This window comes from Ruegeria sp. YTSB088 (assembly GCF_059609825.1).
Window position 1 is genome coordinate 26,887 of record NZ_JBXWMM010000009.1, and the last position, 16,981, is coordinate 43,867.

Annotated in this window: 18 protein-coding genes; 11 read left to right on the forward strand and 7 right to left on the reverse strand. The window is 55.2% G+C overall.

The genetic code is table 11. The annotated features are described in order from the left end of the window. Positions 1-187 precede the first annotated feature (187 nt). The 3 genes from hslU (at position 188) to AC2FFA_RS15105 (ending at position 3,911) form a co-directional block, all read left to right on the forward strand. On the forward strand, positions 188-1,495 hold the full coding sequence (hslU, locus tag AC2FFA_RS15095; protein WP_117871240.1) for an ATP-dependent protease ATPase subunit HslU: 1,308 nt from the start codon (positions 188-190) through the stop codon (positions 1,493-1,495). Positions 1,496-1,572: 77 nt separating this feature from the next. Continuing rightward, entirely contained in the window at positions 1,573-2,694 is a 1,122-nt protein-coding gene (locus tag AC2FFA_RS15100; RefSeq protein ID WP_371415312.1) for an alpha/beta hydrolase, read from the forward strand. Next, positions 2,691-3,911, forward strand: a complete 1,221-nt coding sequence (locus AC2FFA_RS15105) for an MFS transporter (protein WP_496852239.1) — start codon at positions 2,691-2,693, stop codon at positions 3,909-3,911. The genes AC2FFA_RS15100 and AC2FFA_RS15105 overlap by 4 nt, the downstream gene beginning before the upstream one ends. Here the strand turns inward: AC2FFA_RS15105 and AC2FFA_RS15110 are convergent. From AC2FFA_RS15110 to AC2FFA_RS15120, 3 genes are read right to left on the reverse strand one after another with little or no spacing between them, the layout of a single operon-like run. Further along, entirely contained in the window at positions 3,908-4,495 is a 588-nt protein-coding gene (locus AC2FFA_RS15110) for a Smr/MutS family protein (RefSeq protein ID WP_496852240.1), read from the reverse strand. The two genes, AC2FFA_RS15105 and AC2FFA_RS15110, sit on opposite strands and share 4 nt — an antisense overlap. After that, positions 4,495-5,535 carry a murein transglycosylase A gene (mltA, locus tag AC2FFA_RS15115; RefSeq protein WP_496852241.1) on the reverse strand — a complete coding sequence of 347 codons (1,041 nt, stop codon included), beginning with the start codon at positions 5,533-5,535 and terminating at the stop codon, positions 4,495-4,497. Before mltA ends, AC2FFA_RS15110 begins: the two co-directional genes overlap by 1 nt. Further along, positions 5,532-6,191, reverse strand: a complete 660-nt coding sequence (locus tag AC2FFA_RS15120; RefSeq protein ID WP_496852242.1) for a Tim44/TimA family putative adaptor protein — start codon at positions 6,189-6,191, stop codon at positions 5,532-5,534. The genes mltA and AC2FFA_RS15120 overlap by 4 nt, the downstream gene beginning before the upstream one ends. Before the next feature lie 108 nt (positions 6,192-6,299). Between AC2FFA_RS15120 and AC2FFA_RS15125 the strand changes: the two genes are divergently transcribed. Next, positions 6,300-6,800: an FxsA family protein gene (locus tag AC2FFA_RS15125; RefSeq protein ID WP_496852243.1), complete on the forward strand. Its 501-nt coding sequence runs from the start codon at positions 6,300-6,302 to the stop codon at positions 6,798-6,800. 54 nt (positions 6,801-6,854) lie between these two features. After that, on the forward strand, positions 6,855-7,355 hold the full coding sequence (gene secB, locus AC2FFA_RS15130; protein WP_299643158.1) for a protein-export chaperone SecB: 501 nt from the start codon (positions 6,855-6,857) through the stop codon (positions 7,353-7,355). A 24-nt stretch (positions 7,356-7,379) separates the two neighbouring features. Here secB and dnaQ read toward each other — a convergent pair whose 3' ends face one another. The 4 genes from dnaQ to AC2FFA_RS15150 are packed head-to-tail and all read right to left on the reverse strand — an operon-like array spanning position 7,380 to position 10,114. Further along, positions 7,380-8,102: a DNA polymerase III subunit epsilon gene (gene dnaQ / locus AC2FFA_RS15135; protein WP_496684827.1), complete on the reverse strand. Its 723-nt coding sequence runs from the start codon at positions 8,100-8,102 to the stop codon at positions 7,380-7,382. Further along, positions 8,095-8,688: a dephospho-CoA kinase gene (coaE, locus tag AC2FFA_RS15140; RefSeq protein ID WP_496852244.1), complete on the reverse strand. Its 594-nt coding sequence runs from the start codon at positions 8,686-8,688 to the stop codon at positions 8,095-8,097. The genes dnaQ and coaE overlap by 8 nt, the downstream gene beginning before the upstream one ends. Beyond that, entirely contained in the window at positions 8,685-9,518 is an 834-nt protein-coding gene (locus AC2FFA_RS15145; RefSeq protein WP_496852246.1) for a shikimate dehydrogenase, read from the reverse strand. Before AC2FFA_RS15145 ends, coaE begins: the two co-directional genes overlap by 4 nt. Beyond that, positions 9,515-10,114, reverse strand: coding sequence for a Maf family protein (locus AC2FFA_RS15150; RefSeq protein WP_496852248.1), 600 nt, complete (start codon positions 10,112-10,114; stop codon positions 9,515-9,517). Before AC2FFA_RS15150 ends, AC2FFA_RS15145 begins: the two co-directional genes overlap by 4 nt. Before the next feature lie 404 nt (positions 10,115-10,518). On the opposite strand from AC2FFA_RS15150, the gene AC2FFA_RS15155 reads away from it, so the two are divergent. From AC2FFA_RS15155 to AC2FFA_RS15180, 6 genes are all read left to right on the forward strand, one after another. Next, the gene (locus AC2FFA_RS15155; RefSeq protein WP_496852250.1) at positions 10,519-10,968 is read left to right on the forward strand and encodes a CopD family protein; all 450 of its coding nucleotides are present in this window, start codon (positions 10,519-10,521) and stop codon (positions 10,966-10,968) included. Between the two features lie 122 nt (positions 10,969-11,090). Beyond that, on the forward strand, positions 11,091-12,362 hold the full coding sequence (rho, locus tag AC2FFA_RS15160; protein ID WP_117871260.1) for a transcription termination factor Rho: 1,272 nt from the start codon (positions 11,091-11,093) through the stop codon (positions 12,360-12,362). Between the two features lie 31 nt (positions 12,363-12,393). Then, positions 12,394-13,680: a tRNA uridine-5-carboxymethylaminomethyl(34) synthesis GTPase MnmE gene (mnmE, locus tag AC2FFA_RS15165; RefSeq protein WP_496852252.1), complete on the forward strand. Its 1,287-nt coding sequence runs from the start codon at positions 12,394-12,396 to the stop codon at positions 13,678-13,680. Positions 13,681-13,692: 12 nt separating this feature from the next. Further along, a complete protein-coding gene (gene mnmG / locus AC2FFA_RS15170) occupies positions 13,693-15,561 on the forward strand; it encodes a tRNA uridine-5-carboxymethylaminomethyl(34) synthesis enzyme MnmG (RefSeq protein WP_496852253.1) in 1,869 nt (622 codons plus the stop codon). Then, entirely contained in the window at positions 15,561-16,178 is a 618-nt protein-coding gene (gene rsmG, locus AC2FFA_RS15175; protein ID WP_496852362.1) for a 16S rRNA (guanine(527)-N(7))-methyltransferase RsmG, read from the forward strand. Before mnmG ends, rsmG begins: the two co-directional genes overlap by 1 nt. Then, positions 16,171-16,974 carry a ParA family protein gene (locus AC2FFA_RS15180; RefSeq protein WP_299899808.1) on the forward strand — a complete coding sequence of 268 codons (804 nt, stop codon included), beginning with the start codon at positions 16,171-16,173 and terminating at the stop codon, positions 16,972-16,974. Before rsmG ends, AC2FFA_RS15180 begins: the two co-directional genes overlap by 8 nt. Positions 16,975-16,981: the final 7 nt, after the last annotated feature.

Genomic DNA, 16,981 nt, shown 5'->3' on the forward strand with positions numbered 1-16,981 from the left:
CACGCTCCTGGCCTTCAAACCCTCGATATACCGTAGCAGACGGATCCCACATTCCCCAAGCAAAGCATTTGCAAACCTGAGCCTGCATTGCTAACCAACGCGGCCATGAATACTGGCTTGGTTGTTTTCGCACGTACCGTGATTACCTAAGCCGCATGACTCAAATGCCGACCGAAAGGACTGCCCTTTGACCGACCTGACCCCGCGCGAGATTGTCTCGGAACTGGATCGCTTCATCATCGGGCAGAAGGATGCCAAGCGTGCCGTGGCCGTCGCCCTGCGCAACCGCTGGCGCCGCAAGCAATTACCGGATGACATCCGGGAAGAGGTCTATCCCAAGAACATCCTGATGATCGGCCCCACCGGCGTCGGCAAGACCGAAATCAGCCGCCGTCTGGCGAAACTGGCCCGCGCGCCGTTTATCAAGGTCGAGGCCACCAAGTTCACCGAGGTTGGATATGTCGGTCGCGATGTGGAGCAGATTGTGCGCGATCTGGCAGACGCGGCCATCCTGCAAACCCGCGAGTTCATGCGAGAAGACGTCAAGGCCAAAGCGCATCAGGCTGCCGAAGACCGCGTGATCGAAGCAATTGCAGGCGCGGATGCGCGCGAAGGCACGCGCGAGATGTTCCGCAAGAAGCTGAAATCGGGCGAGCTGGACGACACGGTGATCGAACTGGAACTGTCCGACACCTCAAGCCCGATGCCGATGTTTGACATTCCGGGGCAGCCGGGCGGTCAGATGGGCATGATGAATCTGGGCGACATTTTCGGCAAGGCCTTTGGCGGACGCACCGTCAAGAAACGCCTGACCGTCGCAGAAAGCTATGATTTGCTGATCGGGGAAGAGGCCGACAAGCTGCTGGATGACGAAACCGTAACCCGCACCGCGCTGGAATCAGTCGAACAGAACGGCATTGTGTTTCTGGATGAGATCGACAAGGTCTGCGCCCGTTCCGACGCACGCGGCGGCGATGTCAGCCGGGAAGGGGTACAGCGCGACCTTCTGCCGTTGATCGAAGGGACAACCGTCTCGACCAAGCATGGTCCGGTCAAAACGGACCATATCCTGTTCATTGCATCGGGTGCGTTTCACATCGCCAAACCTTCGGATCTGTTGCCGGAATTACAGGGGCGTCTGCCGATTCGCGTCGAACTGCGCGCTCTGACCGAAGAAGACTTCGTGCGCATCCTGACCGAAACCGACAACGCGCTGACCCTGCAATATACTGCTTTGATGGCCACCGAGGAGGTAACTGTCAGCTTTACCGAGGACGGCATCGCGGCACTGGCGAAGATTGCAGCTGACGTGAACCAGAGCATCGAAAACATCGGCGCTCGGCGGCTCTACACTGTCATGGAACGGGTTTTTGAAGAACTGTCCTTCGCGGCGCCAGACCAAGCCGGTACGGAAATCACTGTTAACGCGCAATTCGTCAGTGACAACCTTGGAGAATTGACCAAGTCCTCTGATCTGAGCCGTTACGTTCTGTAACACGGCCAGCCGTTTTTTGCCGTTGTTCTCGACTTGCCATGCTGGACGTTAGGCAAGAATAGGATAGCGTGTCCACGATTCACCCCGAGGTCTGGCCCGTGCTGCGCTATTTCATCATTCTGTTCGCATCCCTTTCGCTCTGCGCCTGCGTCGACCGGACGGTGTCCGAGGTCGTGCCCGATGCCGTGAACATCGGGACACCTGAAACCATCTTCGCAAGTACGACCCGCGCGCGTGAGGCCGATGGATCCTTTGGATTCCGACGCGGTGAAACACTAAAATTTCTCGAAACTACGGTTTCGATCCCACCAACGCATACTCCGGGTACGCTCCGTTTTTCCTACGCAAACCCGAATCCGCAGAAAGAGTTCGTTCTGGCAGATGTCACCGAGTTGGATGGGCCTGGTGGATTACGCAAACATCTGCGGGGTAAGGACGACGTCACGATCTTTGTGCACGGCTACAACTCGACCCAGACCGAAACGATCTTTCGCGCAGCTCAGCTGACGCATGACATCGGCCTCCCCGGGTCAACGCTGGTGTATTCGTGGCCAAGCCGTGCGACGGGTTATGGGTATGCCTACGATTTGGACAGCATGTTGTTTGCCCGCGACGGTTTGGAACAGACTATCCGCGAGCTGAAAGCCATGGGTGTCAAACGCGTTATTCTGGTGGCGCATTCCATGGGCGGTGCGTTGGCGATGGAAATGATGCGACAAACCGAACTACAAGAACCCGGATGGGCCAACCGAAACATCGATGGGGTCGTGCTGATCTCGCCCGATCTGGATCTTGATCTGTTTCGCTCGCAGATGAAACGTATCGAAAACCCGCCCGATCCTTTCCTGGTAATGGTGTCCCAAAAGGACAAGATCCTGAACATCTCGGGCCGTTTGCGTGGCACTGATGAAGGTAAGCGGTTGGGTAATATCAGCTCGATTGACTCTCTCGAAGAATTCCCGATCAGCGTGATCGACACGACGGCATTCAGCAGTGACGCGGCTTCCTCGCATTTCGTTGCCGCAACCTCACCGGCCTTGTTGTCGATCCTCAACTCGTTACGGCGTGTCAACAATACCTTCGGGCGGGAAGACCGACCGGCAATTGATATTCTGGTGCCACCCAGCGAGCGAAATCCCGACGGTGCCACTGAAATTGTTCTAACAGATACCGGACAGGCACAGGTCAGCTCTCCGTGACGCGGTTTAAGCTGCGTCGGTATCTTCTGGACAATGCCACCTGGCTTGGCGGAGGCGTTCTCCTGACGTTTTTGTCCAGCTTTGGGCAGACATTCTTCATCTCGATCTTTGCCGGTGATATCCGCGCGGAATTCGGTCTCGGCCACGGTGCCTGGGGTGGGCTATACACATTAGGCACAACCCTGTCGGCCATCGTGATGATCTGGGCCGGAGGGCTAACGGACATCTTTCGCGTCCGGGTGCTGGGTCCGGCGGTTCTGACCGGGTTGACCCTGGCCGCCCTTGCCATGGCGCTGAATACCTGGCTGCTGCTGTTGCCAGTGGTGATTTTTTTGCTGCGTCTTCTCGGTCAGGGGATGAGCACGCATCTGGCCGCGGTCGCCATGGCGCGGTGGTTTACGGTCACGCGGGGCAAAGCACTTTCCATTGCATCCATCGGCTATGCCATCGGTGAGGCCTTGCTGCCGCTGATCTTTGTTGCGGCCATGGTTTACCTGGACTGGCGTTGGCTGTGGGTCATCGCGGCGGCGGTGACCGCCTTGGGTATTCCCGTGTTGATGCGGCTATTACGCGAGGAACGAACACCGCAAAGCCTTGCCAGCGAATCCTCTGCCATTGGAATGCAGGGTCGCCATTGGAGCCGTCGCGACGCGCTGTTTAACCCCTTGTTCTGGTTCATGGTGCCCGCCGTGCTTGCGCCTTCTGCATTCATTACCGCGTTTTTCTTCCATCAGATCTATCTGGCTGACGTCAAAGGCTGGCAGCATATTCAACTAGTCGCTCTGTTTCCGATCTTTACCGGAATATCACTGCTATCGATGTTTTCTGCGGGCTGGGCATTGGACAAATGGGGCACTGCGCGCATCATGCCATACTATCAGCTTCCGATGGCGGTTGGGTTTGTGGTTCTGGGCATGACTGAATCAATCAGCGGCGCGACGATTGGGTTGGTTTTTCTTGGCCTGACGGTCGGCGCAAACAGTACTTTGCCCAGTGCGTTCTGGGCAGAATTCTATGGGACCCAGCATATCGGAGCCATCAAGGCGATGGCTGCGGCTGTCATGGTGCTGGGGTCAGCCATCGGACCTGGGTTGACCGGCGTTCTGATTGACCTTGGTATTTCTCTGAACACTCAGTTTTTCTGGATTGGAATGTTCTTCGTGCTGGTATGCGTTCTGATTTGGGTCGGTATTTCCCGCGCCCGTCGTGACCTTTAGCGCACGCGCCTGAGATATACGTAATAAGCCCCATCTCCGCCGTGGCTTATATGAGCAGGTGTGACCTGCATCACCGCCTGGGCCAGCGGTGGGATAGACAACCAGTGAGGAACCTGATTTCGCAGAACACCGCGCGGCGTCGGAATCGGACCGGGCTCGTCCCGATCCTTGCCTTTGCCGGTCACGACCAAAACCAGACGCTTACCCTGTGCCTGCGCGCTCAGGACAAATCGGATCAGCGCCGGATGGGCCGAAGCGACCCGCATACCGTGCAGATCCAGCTTGCCTTCGGGTTTCAGCTTGCCGCGCTTCATCCGGCCAAAGGCCTTGTTGTCCATCTGAACCGGTGCTTTGCGAAGCGCATTCGTCACCGAAGGCTTCAGATCATTCGGTTTCGATTTCACCTGATGAGCCTGTCCAAGTTCGAATGACTCAAGCCGGGGTTTCGGCGTTTTCTTGGGCTTGGGTTTCGGCAGGGAAGTCGGATGGACCGTCTGCGGGATTTCCGGATGCAGCCGCTCGGCCTGTTTGGCGACCTTCCGCCACAGCTCGATCTCTTCGCCGGTTAGTTTGCGCCGGGTCATCAGAATTCATCCGGTAGCAGGGCATAGGCACGCTGGATGGGCAGCAACACCACCATCCGGCCCGGATCTTTCAGCTTGCCCGCAGCCTGCCCGGCCTCGTCCCCTGTTCCGAAAAAGATATCGGCCCGTTGTGCGCCCTTGATGGCAGAACCAGTATCCTGCGCAATCATCAGGCGGCGAATCGGTTCGTTACCGTCCTTTTCCACCCAAACCGGCGCGCCCAGCGGCGTATAGGCCGGGTCGGCAGCAATGCTGCGCATGGTCGTTACGGATCGGTTCATGGCACCCAGCGGCCCAAGCTCGGGCGCGACGCGTGAAACTTCGCGGAAAAACACGTATGATGGATTGTGGAGCAGCAATTCCGCACCGGCCTCGGGATTCTTGCGCACCCAGGCGCGGATCATCTGCGCGCTGACCTCATGCGCGCCGAGAATGCCGCGCCGCACCAGTTCCACACCAATTGACCTATAGGGGTGACCATTCGCGCCGCCATATCCGACGCGCAAGGCGCCGCCATCCGGCAATCGAACGCGGCCCGAACCCTGGATTTGCAGAAAAAACAACTCCACGGGGTCATCGACCCAGGCAATCTCAAGCCCGCGGCCTTGCATCACATCACTGGTCAGAATTTCTCGCCGGCTCAGCCAGGACCCCTCAGCGCGAGCCTCGGGCGGCATCTTGTAGATGGGGTACCTGAAACGATCCGTCCGGGTACGCGCACCATCAAGCTCGGGTTCGAAATACCCTGTGAACAAGGCTTCCTCGCCATCTTCAACCAGAACAGGGCGAAAGAAGAGTTCAAAAAACGCCCTTGCCGCATCCGTATCATAGGTTCTTGCCACACCGCACAGGGCCCGCCAATCGGGATCTTTCAGATCCCCGCAGGTGTTCAGAAAAACCGAAAGGGCTGCACCGTGGTCATCCTCGGCCCAACCACGCAGATCATCGAACGACAGAATGGATCGCGTTGCCTCGGCCCCGGCAGCGCTGGCAGTGGTCATTGCACCGACCAGTAAAAGCGACCGGAGCGTGGCAATCATGCGTCCGTGGCAACAAGCAGCCAGTTTGGATCGTCCTTGCCCATCACTCGGGCAAAGGTCCAACTGTCCTTTTGGCGTTTCACGGTATTGGGGCTGCCTTCTACGATATCGCCACCGCGATCCCGCACGACCGAAGTCAGCTCACCCACGAATTTCATGGTGATCTCGGCCTGATTGGTATCCTTGTCGAATTTGACATCCGTCAGGGCTGTTTCTCGGACACCGATAAACTCAGCCTCGATCGTCAGGCCCTGATCTTCTCGTGCAGAGACACCCGCAACGAAGGACTCAAAAACTTCCTCCGACAGGAATGGTTGGATCTGGTCCAGATTTCCCTTTTCATACCCCATCAGGATCATTTCATAGGCACCGCGCGCACCCTGAACAAACTCGCTGACGGAAAAACTGGGTTCAACGCGTTTCATCGCTGCCAGTGTTTGCGCCTGCTCGCTGTCTTCCGGGACATGGTCGGTGATGTCATGATCCGGGCCGCCTTCGATCACTTCGAAATCGCGGCGCGATTTATGCGCTTCGGGTTGCTGCTGCACGGGCGGTTTTTCAAAACCTTCACGCGTGCCCAATACGCTCTTGAGGCGCAGGATCAGGAAAACGGCAATTCCGGCCAGGACCAGCAACTGGATCATGGGTTCGTTCATTTCATCCTCTTTTCAGGACCGCGGCTTTGTATACGCGGCCTCATGCCACTATGTAGGTGACCGTAGGTGGCAAGTCCACAGCCCGGCCTAAGGGAAAGGATAACGCAAATGTATCTGTTCTTGGCATTTTTGTTGGTGCCCATCATCGAGATCGCGCTGTTTATTCAGGTCGGCGGGTTGATCGGCTTGTGGCCAACCCTTGCCATCGTAGTACTGACAGCGGTTTTGGGCACGGTTTTGGTGCGGACAGAAGGTCGCATGGCGTTGGGAAACCTGCAACGGTCGTTTGCCGAACTTGACGACCCGACCGAACCGCTGGCGCATGGTGCAATGATCCTCTTGTCGGGCGCTTTGTTGCTTACGCCGGGATTCTTCACTGATGCCATTGGATTTGCGTTGCTTGTTCCGGGCGTGCGGGTCGCGGTTTTCAGGTACCTGAGATCGAAAGTCACCGTTACCCAGTTTCAGATGGGTCAAGGCCCCGGTTTTCAGTCACGGGGAAATCCGTTCGATCAGGGTGACATCATAGACGGCGACTTCACCGAAGTTCGCCCGAAAAATGATTCGTCAAAACCGTCTAAATGGGTCGAGGGGCCCCACCGGCATTGAGGTGCCGCCCCCAACTTGATAAGCAGTGGCGAATTTCATTTTTGGAGTAGATCCATGGCCGAAGAAAACGCTGCAGAAAACACTGCGGCCAAAGCCGCCCCGCAAGTTCAGATGCGTGTTCTGGGGCAGTTCATCCGCGACATGTCCTTTGAGAACGTGATGGCCCAGAAGGGTGTATCCGGTGACGTACAGCCCGAAATCGCGGTTCAGGTGAATCTGGACGCCAAGAAACGCACGGCAGACCACCAGTTCGAAGTGTCCGTCAAGCTGAACCTGACATCCAAAGCCAAAGGTCTGGAGGACGTTCTGTTCCTGTGTGAGCTGGACTATTGCGGCCTGTTCCACGTGGAAGGTGTGCCGGAAGACCAGTTGCACCCGTTCCTGATGATCGAATGCCCGCGGATGCTGTTCCCGTTCCTACGCCGCATTGTCAGCGACATCACCCGTGACGGCGGTTTCCCACCGGTGAATCTGGACAATATCGATTTCGTCGCCCTGTATCGCAACGAAGTGATGCGTCGTCAGGCCGAACAGTCCCAGAAGACAGACGCCTGAGGTTTTGGCCCGTGCCTGACCGGATCAGGCGCGGGTCCACAGGGCGCTGTCGCCCAGTTTTTCCACGAAAGCTTCATGTGCTGCGCGCTCATCCTCGGTAGTTCGGGATGGCAGCGGTATGGCACGTGGTGTCGGTCGCCAATCATCACTGCCGCCTGCCGCAGAGGATGCAGATGTCGACAGGCCAAAATCGGGCTGTCGTCCTCCGATCAGTTCAAGATAAACCTCTGCCAGGATTTCAGAGTCGAGCAACGCGCCGTGCAGAACACGGTTCGAGTTGTCGATATTGAAGCGGCGGCAAAGCGCGTCCAGTGAGGCCGGAGAGCCGGGAAATCGTTTGCGCGCTATCGCCAGCGTATCCAGCGCCTGTTCCATCAGGATGAGCGGGGCACCCATCCATTTCAGCTCGGCATTCAGGAACTTCATGTCGAAAGATGCATTGTGGATCACCAACTGAGCATCGCCAACGAATTCGCGAAAAGCGTGACCGATCTTGGCAAAAACCGGTTTGTCTTTCAGCGTCACTTCACCCTTTTCCGGCGGACGCGGGTTTTCCAACAGGTCCGGGCCGATGCCATGCACACCAAATGCCTCTTCCGGCATCGAGCGTTCAGGGTTGATGTAAACGTGATACGTCTCACCCGTTGCGACGTGATTCCACAGTTCAACCGCGCCGATTTCCACGATCCGATCACCGCTTTCGGGATCGAATCCAGTGGTTTCTGTATCGAGTACAATTTCACGCATTTGCCATCCCCGCCCGTATCTGCCTGACCACATCCTGCACCTGCGCGCGAGCGTGGTCCAGAGTGTAAGTCACGATCACGTAATCCGACCGCGCGCATTTCTCGTCATTCGGCATCTGTTTGTCACGGATTTGCTCGAACTGCGTCTCAGTCATTGTACCCCGTTCCATGACGCGCCGCTTTTGCTCGCTGGCCGGGATCGAAACACACGCCACCGCGTCCATTGCCGCGTCACCGCCCGTTTCAAACAGAAGCGGAATATCGAACACCAAAATGTCGTTTGTCGCGGCTTCACGAAATGCTGCGCGGTCAGCAGCGACCAGAGGGTGGACGATAGCTTCGATGGTTTTCAGCGCAGCAGGATCGGCGGCAATAATCCGTTTCAACGCATCCCGGTTGACCGCACCGTCCAGAATGGACGACGGAAACGTTCGTTCCATGGGGCCAACGGCCGCGCCACCCTTGGAGTACAGGCGATGCACCGCCGCATCCGCATCCCACAAGGCACAGCCTTCTTCGACGAACATCTGCGCCGTTGTGCTTTTCCCCATGCCGATGGAACCGGTCAGGCCAAGCGCGAAACTCATGCCATCGCCGCCGCACGCGCATCAGCATCAACTTCGGGGCGCACGCCGAACCAGCGTTCGAAACCGGGTACTGCCTGGTGCAACAACATGCCCAGCCCATCGACTGCGGTGCACCCTGCCTGTTCTGCGGTTTGCAACAGGCGGGTTTTCAAAGGCACATAAACCAGATCTGTCACCACGGCACCGGGCTGCAACCCATCGAGCGGAACCCGCAATTCCGGTTGGCCCTGCATTCCCAACGAGGTCGTGTTTACCACGAGCTCTGCGTTTTCGATGACATTTCCGGCCTGAACCCAATCCACCACGCGGATGCGTTGACCGAATTCCTCTTTCAAATGATCCGCACGGGCGCGGGTTCGGTTGGTCAGCAGGATTTCCGGTACACCAGCGTCAGACAGCGCCTGGAGAACGGCGCGAGCGGCCCCACCGGCCCCGAACACAACAGCCGGCCCGTCCTTTGCATTCCAGTCCGGTGCACCATTGCGAAGATTCTCCATGAACCCGTACCCGTCTGTGTTGTCTGCATGGATTGAGCCATCTTCACGAAACACCAGAGTGTTCGCAGCACCTATCACCGTTGCGCGGTCAGACGCATGATCGGCGATCTTCAAGGCGGCTTCTTTGTGGGGGACCGTGACATTGGCGCCGACGAAACCCGCCTTGGGCAGGGTGCGTAGCACAGCTTCCAGATCGACGGGTGCCACATCCATCGGAATGTAATGACCGGCAAGACTATATGTTTTCAGCCAATGACCATGCAGTTTGGGGGAACGTGAGTGACCAATGGGATGTCCAATAACTCCGGCCAATGGAACCCGATAGTCCGTCATTGATCAATTACCCCTTTGACAGCCAGAAAGTTGAGCAGCTCCAACAGGGGCATACCCAAAACGTTAAAATAGTCGCCGTCAATGGTGGCGAACAGGCGGACACCTTCTTCTTCCAGCTTATAGGCTCCGACAGCATGTCGGATACTGTCCCAGTTTCGCGCAACATAGTCTTTCAGATAGGCGTCAGAACTGGCTCGCATCCGCAACCGCACCTGTCCCACATGCCGCCAGATCGGCTCACCATTCTGATAGATCACGGCTGCGGACAAAAGCATGTGCCGCTTGCCTCGCATGGCTTTCAGCTGGTCCAACGCCTGTTCGGGGGATTCCGGTTTCGACAGCAACTGGCCGTCAAAATCCAGAACTTGATCGCACCCCAGAACCATAGCTCCGGGATTTTTGTCACTCACCTTCCGCGCTTTCATTTCAGAGAGCGTGTCGGCAATATCCCGTGGTGTTGCGTTTTCAGCCAGCAAGGCGCGTTTGGCCGTCTCTTCATCCACGCGCGCGGTTTGTACCGCGTACGGTACACCTGCATTTTCAAGCAGCTGCGCGCGAATAGCGGACCCGGAAGCAAGAAGAATGGGGACAGACATGTGGAAAACCCCGTGCGCAAATCATTGAGAGTTCAGGGGTGCTTTGTATGGTTTTCCGGTTGACACGCAACCCCGGGGATTTCGCGACAGAGATCCCCGAGTCGCTCAAATCCCATCCAGTCCGGACAAGGATAAGTCAGTTTCTCTGGAAAACCTCGATATCCCAAATTCTCCTACCAGTTATCCCCAAGTGGAATAAGGAGCGCTGTGATTAAAGTGTTGATTTTAATTACTAAAAATTGAAACCAACAGAATCGCCCGAAAAATGCCGTGTTCTGTCCACTTGGGGAAAACACTTGTTTAAAAAAGTAATCCACGGATTTTGCTCACCCTACAAAACCATCATCCTTTTTCTTTTCTTATTTTTTTATTAGGGAGGGTTCCGAGCAATGCCTGGAGCCAATATGACCGATCTTCTTTTCACGCTGTATCCGTGGGTGAAGTCACTCCATATCATGGCCGTGATCTCGTGGATGGCAGGCTTGTTTTATCTGCCCAGGTTGTTTGTCTATCACGTTGAGAAAGCACAGTTAGTCGATGGCGCACAGGAAATTTTCTTTGAAATGGAAGAAAAGCTGCTGCGTGTGATCATGGGCCCGGCGATGATCGTTGCGTGGGTCTGTGGCTTGATCATGGTGTTTACGCCGGGCATCGTGGGATGGGATTGGTCCTGGCCCTGGGTCAAGGGCGCTGCCGTGATCGGCATGACATGGTTTCATCACTGGTTGATGGCGCGACGCAAGGATTTCCTGGAAGGGCGAAACAAGCTCACTGGGCGGCAGTTTCGCATGATGAACGAGGTCCCGACCGTTTTGATGGTTGCCATCGTTCTGGCGGTCGTTCTGAAGTTCTGAGGGCCTGTTTGACTCCGCGCAGCGCTGAGCTTATGTAGGGATCAACACGCCCGTCCGGGCGGCGTATCTTCCGTTCTGAAATTCCACTTCGTGCCGCAGTCTCAGCGGTGAAGGTTTGTATAATGACAACTGAATCTCTGAATCTGGCCGATCTCAAGGCCAAAAGCCCAAAAGATCTTCTGGCGATGGCCGAAGAACTGGAAATCGAAAACGCCTCGACCATGCGAAAAGGCGAGATGATGTTCCAGATCCTGCGCGAACGCGCGGATGAGGGCTGGACCGTTGGTGGCGATGGCGTGCTTGAGGTTCTTCAGGACGGCTTCGGTTTCCTGCGCTCGCCGGAGGCGAACTATCTGCCGGGTCCGGATGACATCTATGTTTCGCCTGAAATGATCCGCCTACACTCGCTGCGGACCGGAGATACGGTTGAAGGTGATATCAAGGCACCTGATGAGAACGAACGTTACTTTGCACTGACTAAAGTTACCAAGATTAATTTTGAAGAACCGGAAAAAGCCAAGCACAAGATTGCTTTTGACAACCTGACGCCGCTGTATCCGGACGAGCGTCTGAAGATGGAGATCGAGGATCCCACCATCAAGGATAAATCGGCCCGTGTTATTGATCTGGTCTCGCCGATCGGTAAAGGCCAGCGTTCTCTGATCGTGGCACCGCCGCGGACCGGTAAAACGGTGATCCTGCAGAACATCGCGCATTCGATCGAACAGAACCACCCAGAGTGCTATCTGATCGTCCTGCTGATCGACGAACGCCCCGAAGAGGTGACGGACATGCAGCGCTCGGTGAAGGGTGAGGTTGTGTCTTCGACCTTTGATGAACCCGCGACCCGCCACGTGGCCGTGTCGGAAATGGTCATCGAAAAAGCCAAGCGTTTGGTTGAGCATAAACGAGATGTTGTTATTCTTCTCGATTCGATTACAAGACTTGGTAGGGCGTTTAACACCGTGGTGCCATCCTCGGGTAAAGTTCTGACCGGTGGTGTGGATGCGAATGCTCTGCAACGGCCCAAGCGGTTCTTTGGTGCTGCGCGGAATATCGAAGAAGGTGGCTCACTGACCATCATCGCCACCGCGCTGATCGACACCGGCAGTCGGATGGACGAGGTCATCTTCGAAGAATTCAAAGGTACAGGTAACTCGGAAATCGTTCTTGATCGCAAGATTGCGGACAAACGCGTGTTCCCGGCGATCGACATCCTCAAATCCGGCACGCGGAAAGAGGAACTGCTGGTCGACAAGGGCGATCTGGCCAAGACCTTCGTTCTGCGCCGTATCCTCAACCCGATGGGCACGACTGACGCGATCGAGTTCCTGTTGTCCAAGTTGAAGCAGACCAAGACCAACAGTGAGTTCTTCGATTCGATGAACACCTGACACAGGTCTTAAACTCTAGCGAGGCCTTCGAATGGATACGATATTCGCCTTGGCCAGCGCGCAGGGCAAAGCTGGGGTGGCGGTCATCCGCCTCTCAGGTCCAGACTCTCATTCAGCAGCGGCGCGCCTGACTGGTGGTGCGTTGCCAAGGCGTGGCATGGTCCTGCGCACTCTGATGGATCATGGCGGAGCACGTTTGGACGACGGATTGGTCTTGACGTTCCAGGCCCCGGCTAGCTTTACCGGTGAGGACGTGGCCGAGCTTCAGATTCACGGAAGCACAGCCTCTGTCAACGCAGTGCTGCGCTGCCTGTCTGATACGGAAGGGTTGCGTATCGCTGAACCGGGTGAGTTTACACGCCGGGCACTGGAAAATGGCAAGATGGACCTGACTCAGGTTGAAGGTCTGGCCGATCTAATCGATGCAGAAACGGAAGCACAACGTAAGCAAGCTCAGACCATTTTGGCGGGCGAGCTGGGCACCTTGGCAGAACGGTGGCGCAGGGATTTGATACGGGCTGCGTCCCTGTTGGAAGCTGTCATCGATTTTGCTGATGAAGAAGTTCCTACTGATGTGACGCCGGAAGTGCGCGCCCTGATCCAAGGTGTCATGTCAGATCTTCACTATGAGGCAGACGGCGTCAAAATTGCCGAGCGAATACGTACAGGGTTCGAGGTTGCGATCGTCGGCCTTCCAAATGCGGGGAAATCCACTCTTTTAAATGTATTGGCAGGCCGTGAGGCGGCTATTACTTCGGAATACGCCGGGACCACGCGCGATGTGATCGAAGTTCGAATGGATCTGGCTGGTTTACCAGTGACCTTGCTGGATACGGCGGGGCTGCGACAAACTGAAGATCATGTCGAAAACCTGGGCATCGAGCTTGCGCGTAGCAGAGCGGAGGCCGCTGACCTTCGCGTTTTCTTGTCTGAAACACCGGAAATCTTGGGTGTGGAGATGCAAGATGGTGATATTCATGTTCTGCCCAAAGCGGACCTTCGGGGTATTGACGGGCAGGGTGTATCTGGGAAAACAGGTCAGGGAATAGACGCACTCGTAAACCATATTTCGTGTGTACTGAGTAAGAGAACTACTAGCCATGGTATTGCAACACGGGAACGCCATCGCGTTGCAATCAAAAGTGCATTGGACTCACTCAAATCTGCAATCTCGGTTCTGGAATCAGGTCCGGACCTGTATGATATCGCTGCAGAGGAGTTGAGAACTGCAATTCGTGCCCTTGAATCTCTGGTGGGCAGAATAGATGTCGAAACTCTGTTGGATGAAATCTTCTCCAGCTTCTGTTTGGGAAAATAAGGAGTGTTTCACGTGAAACATTCGAAGTTTGATGTCATCGTCATTGGCGCAGGCCATGCCGGAACCGAGGCCGCTCATGCATCAGCAAGGATGGGCGCAACAACTGCACTGGTGACGTTGTCTGCAACAGACATCGGCGTTATGTCCTGCAATCCGGCGATTGGAGGTTTGGGAAAGGGCCATCTTGTGCGTGAGATTGACGCCTTGGATGGCGTCATGGGTCGTGTGGCGGATCAGGCGGGCATACAGTTTCGTTTGTTGAACCGTCGAAAAGGGCCCGCCGTACAGGGGCCGAGAACGCAGGCAGATCGCGCCCTGTATCGGCTTGCTATGCAACAGGAAACAGAAAAACAGGATAACCTGTCCGTTGTTGTAGGAGAGGTTGTCGATTTTCTATTGATCGGTGAGAAGGTTGCAGGTGTTGCTCTTTCTGATGGATCAGAACTTTCTGCGCGCGCCGTTATCCTGACCTCCGGTACATTTCTAAGGGGTGTCATTCACATAGGTGACGTGTCTCGTCCCGGTGGGAGAATGGGGGATCGACCTTCCGTTAAACTGGCTGAACGGTTGGAAAGATACAATCTTCCCATGGGACGATTGAAAACCGGGACACCGCCGCGCCTGGATGGTCGGAGCATTGATTGGTCGGATCTTGAAAGGCAGGACGGTGATGATGAGCCAACCCTGTTTTCTTTTATGTCTCAATCCGTTGTCGCGCCCCAGATTTCCTGCGGAATTACACACACAAATGCGCGAACACATGAGATCATCGCTGCGAATCTTTCGAAATCCGCGATGTATGGCGGTCGCATTGATGGAGTAGGCCCGCGCTATTGTCCATCGATTGAAGACAAGATCGTACGATTCGCGGATAAGGAATCGCATCAAATCTTCCTTGAGCCCGAAGGGGTCAATGATCACACGATCTATCCGAACGGTATCTCGACGTCATTGCCGCAAGACGTTCAACTGGACTATGTGCGATCGATTAAGGGATTGGAGAATGCAGATATTCTGCAACCAGGATATGCAATCGAATACGACTATGTTGATCCGCGCGTCCTGAGTGCTTCTTTATCCTTACCAACTGTTCCCGGACTATATCTAGCGGGCCAGATAAATGGGACCACAGGATATGAGGAAGCCGCAGCTCAGGGCATGGTTGCCGGCCTCAATGCGGCGTTGGAGACCCAAGGGCGAGAACCCATCCATTTTACGCGATCCGACAGTTATATTGGCGTAATGATCGATGATTTGACAACTCGAGGAGTTGCCGAACCCTACCGCATGTTCACGTCGCGTGCGGAATTCCGGCTATCTCTGCGCGCCGACAATGCTGATCAACGGCTGACACCGCTTGGTTTGGAATTGGGGTGCGTCGGACAAGAGCGCAAAGTTCAGTTCGAAGATAAAATGCACCAACTTGAAAGCGTGAAGTCAAAGCTGACGGAACGGACTTATACGCCCAAGGAAGTTCTCGCCGCCGGTATAAACGTTAATCAGGATGGAAACCGTAGGGATGGGATGGCAATTCTCGCATTCCCCGACACCTCGTTTGAAGATTTGCTGCCTCTTGTTCCTGATTTGCAGGATGTTGACCTAAAAATCAGGCTCCAGATCGAGCGGGACGCCTTGTATGCCAACTACATTGCCAGACAAAAGCGGGACGTTGAAGCAATGAAGCGGGATGAATCCTATGTCATCCCGCATGAGTTCGACTATTTTGCTTTGGACGGCCTGTCTTCGGAGATGAAACAAAAGCTGTCGCAAGCAAAGCCTGCAAATATCGCTCAGGCAAGCCGTGTCGAGGGGGTCACGCCGGCAGCGCTGACGCTCGTTCTGGCAAAACTGCGCCGGGATCAAAGAGTTCGCCAAGCATGATGGTTGATTATTCGAAGTTTGAAGACCTGAATGTTTCACGTGAAACATTCGAACGCCTCACGACTTATGTTGAACTGGTGAAACGTTGGAATCCAAAGATCAACCTCGTGTCGCGGAACAGCCTGGAGCATATCTGGGACCGGCATATTCTGGATTCCGTGCAAGTCTATCGGTGCGCTGACAGTTTTGACACCTGGGCGGATCTGGGAAGTGGAGGCGGGTTCCCGGGTATGGTTTGTGCTATCCTCGCCGCGGAAGAAAATCCAAGCGCCTCATTCAATATGATAGAAAGTGATCAGCGAAAATCAGCTTTCTTGCGCAACGTTGCCCGGGAATGCGGAATAAGATGCGCAGTGACTTCAAAAAGGATTGAGATGGTTGATCCTTTGGCGGTAAACATCATTTCAGCGCGTGCATTGGCTGACTTGCGTACACTATTATCCTTTTGTGACAGACATTTACACACCAACGGGACAGCATTGTTGCCCAAAGGCGCAAATTGGAAAAAAGAGATGGAAGACGCACGTGAGGAATGGAAACTCGAGGCAGAGGCGATTACAAGTTTAACTGAACCTCAAGCCGTTATCCTTAAGATAAATGGAGTATCACGTGGTTGATTTATCTCGACCTTCAGGGCCTCGGATAGTTGCTGTTGCCAATCAGAAGGGTGGGGTCGGGAAAACAACCACAGCTATCAATCTTGCTGCTGGATTGGCTGAGGCCGGTTGCAGAGTTCTGGTGGTTGATCTCGATCCACAGGGGAACGCTTCAACTGGTTTGGGTGTCGAAGATCGGGACTGGACAACTTATGACCTGATCCTCGACGAGGCGCCACTAGAGGCAGTGGTTCAGGAAACTGAAATTGGAGGCCTTTTCGTAGTACCGGCCACCGTCGACTTGAGTTCCGCCGATATTGAACTGATCTCAAACGAAAAACGCAGTTACCTTTTACATGATGCGCTGCGGCAGACAGCCATAGATGCATTTGAGTTTGATTTTGTTCTAATCGATTGCCCGCCGTCCCTAAACTTGCTGACCGTAAATGCAATGGTTGCTGCACACTCGGTACTTGTGCCGTTGCAGAGTGAGTTCTTTGCCCTTGAAGGACTGTCGCAATTGATGCTGACGATTCGAGAGGTTCGCCAAACGGCGAATCCAGATCTGAGAATCGAAGGTGTTGTGTTGACCATGTATGATAACCGCAACAACTTGTCCCGCCAGGTCGAGAAAGACGCACGTGACAATCTGGGTGAGATGGTTTTTAAAACCAAGATACCCAGAAATGTGCGGGTCAGCGAAGCGCCGTCGTATGCGTTGCCGGTCTTGCAATATGACTCGGGATCGCTTGGAGCAATGGCGTATCGACATCTTGCTCGCGAGATCATGCACAAGAACAACAAAACCGCAGCCTGAGCGGGAA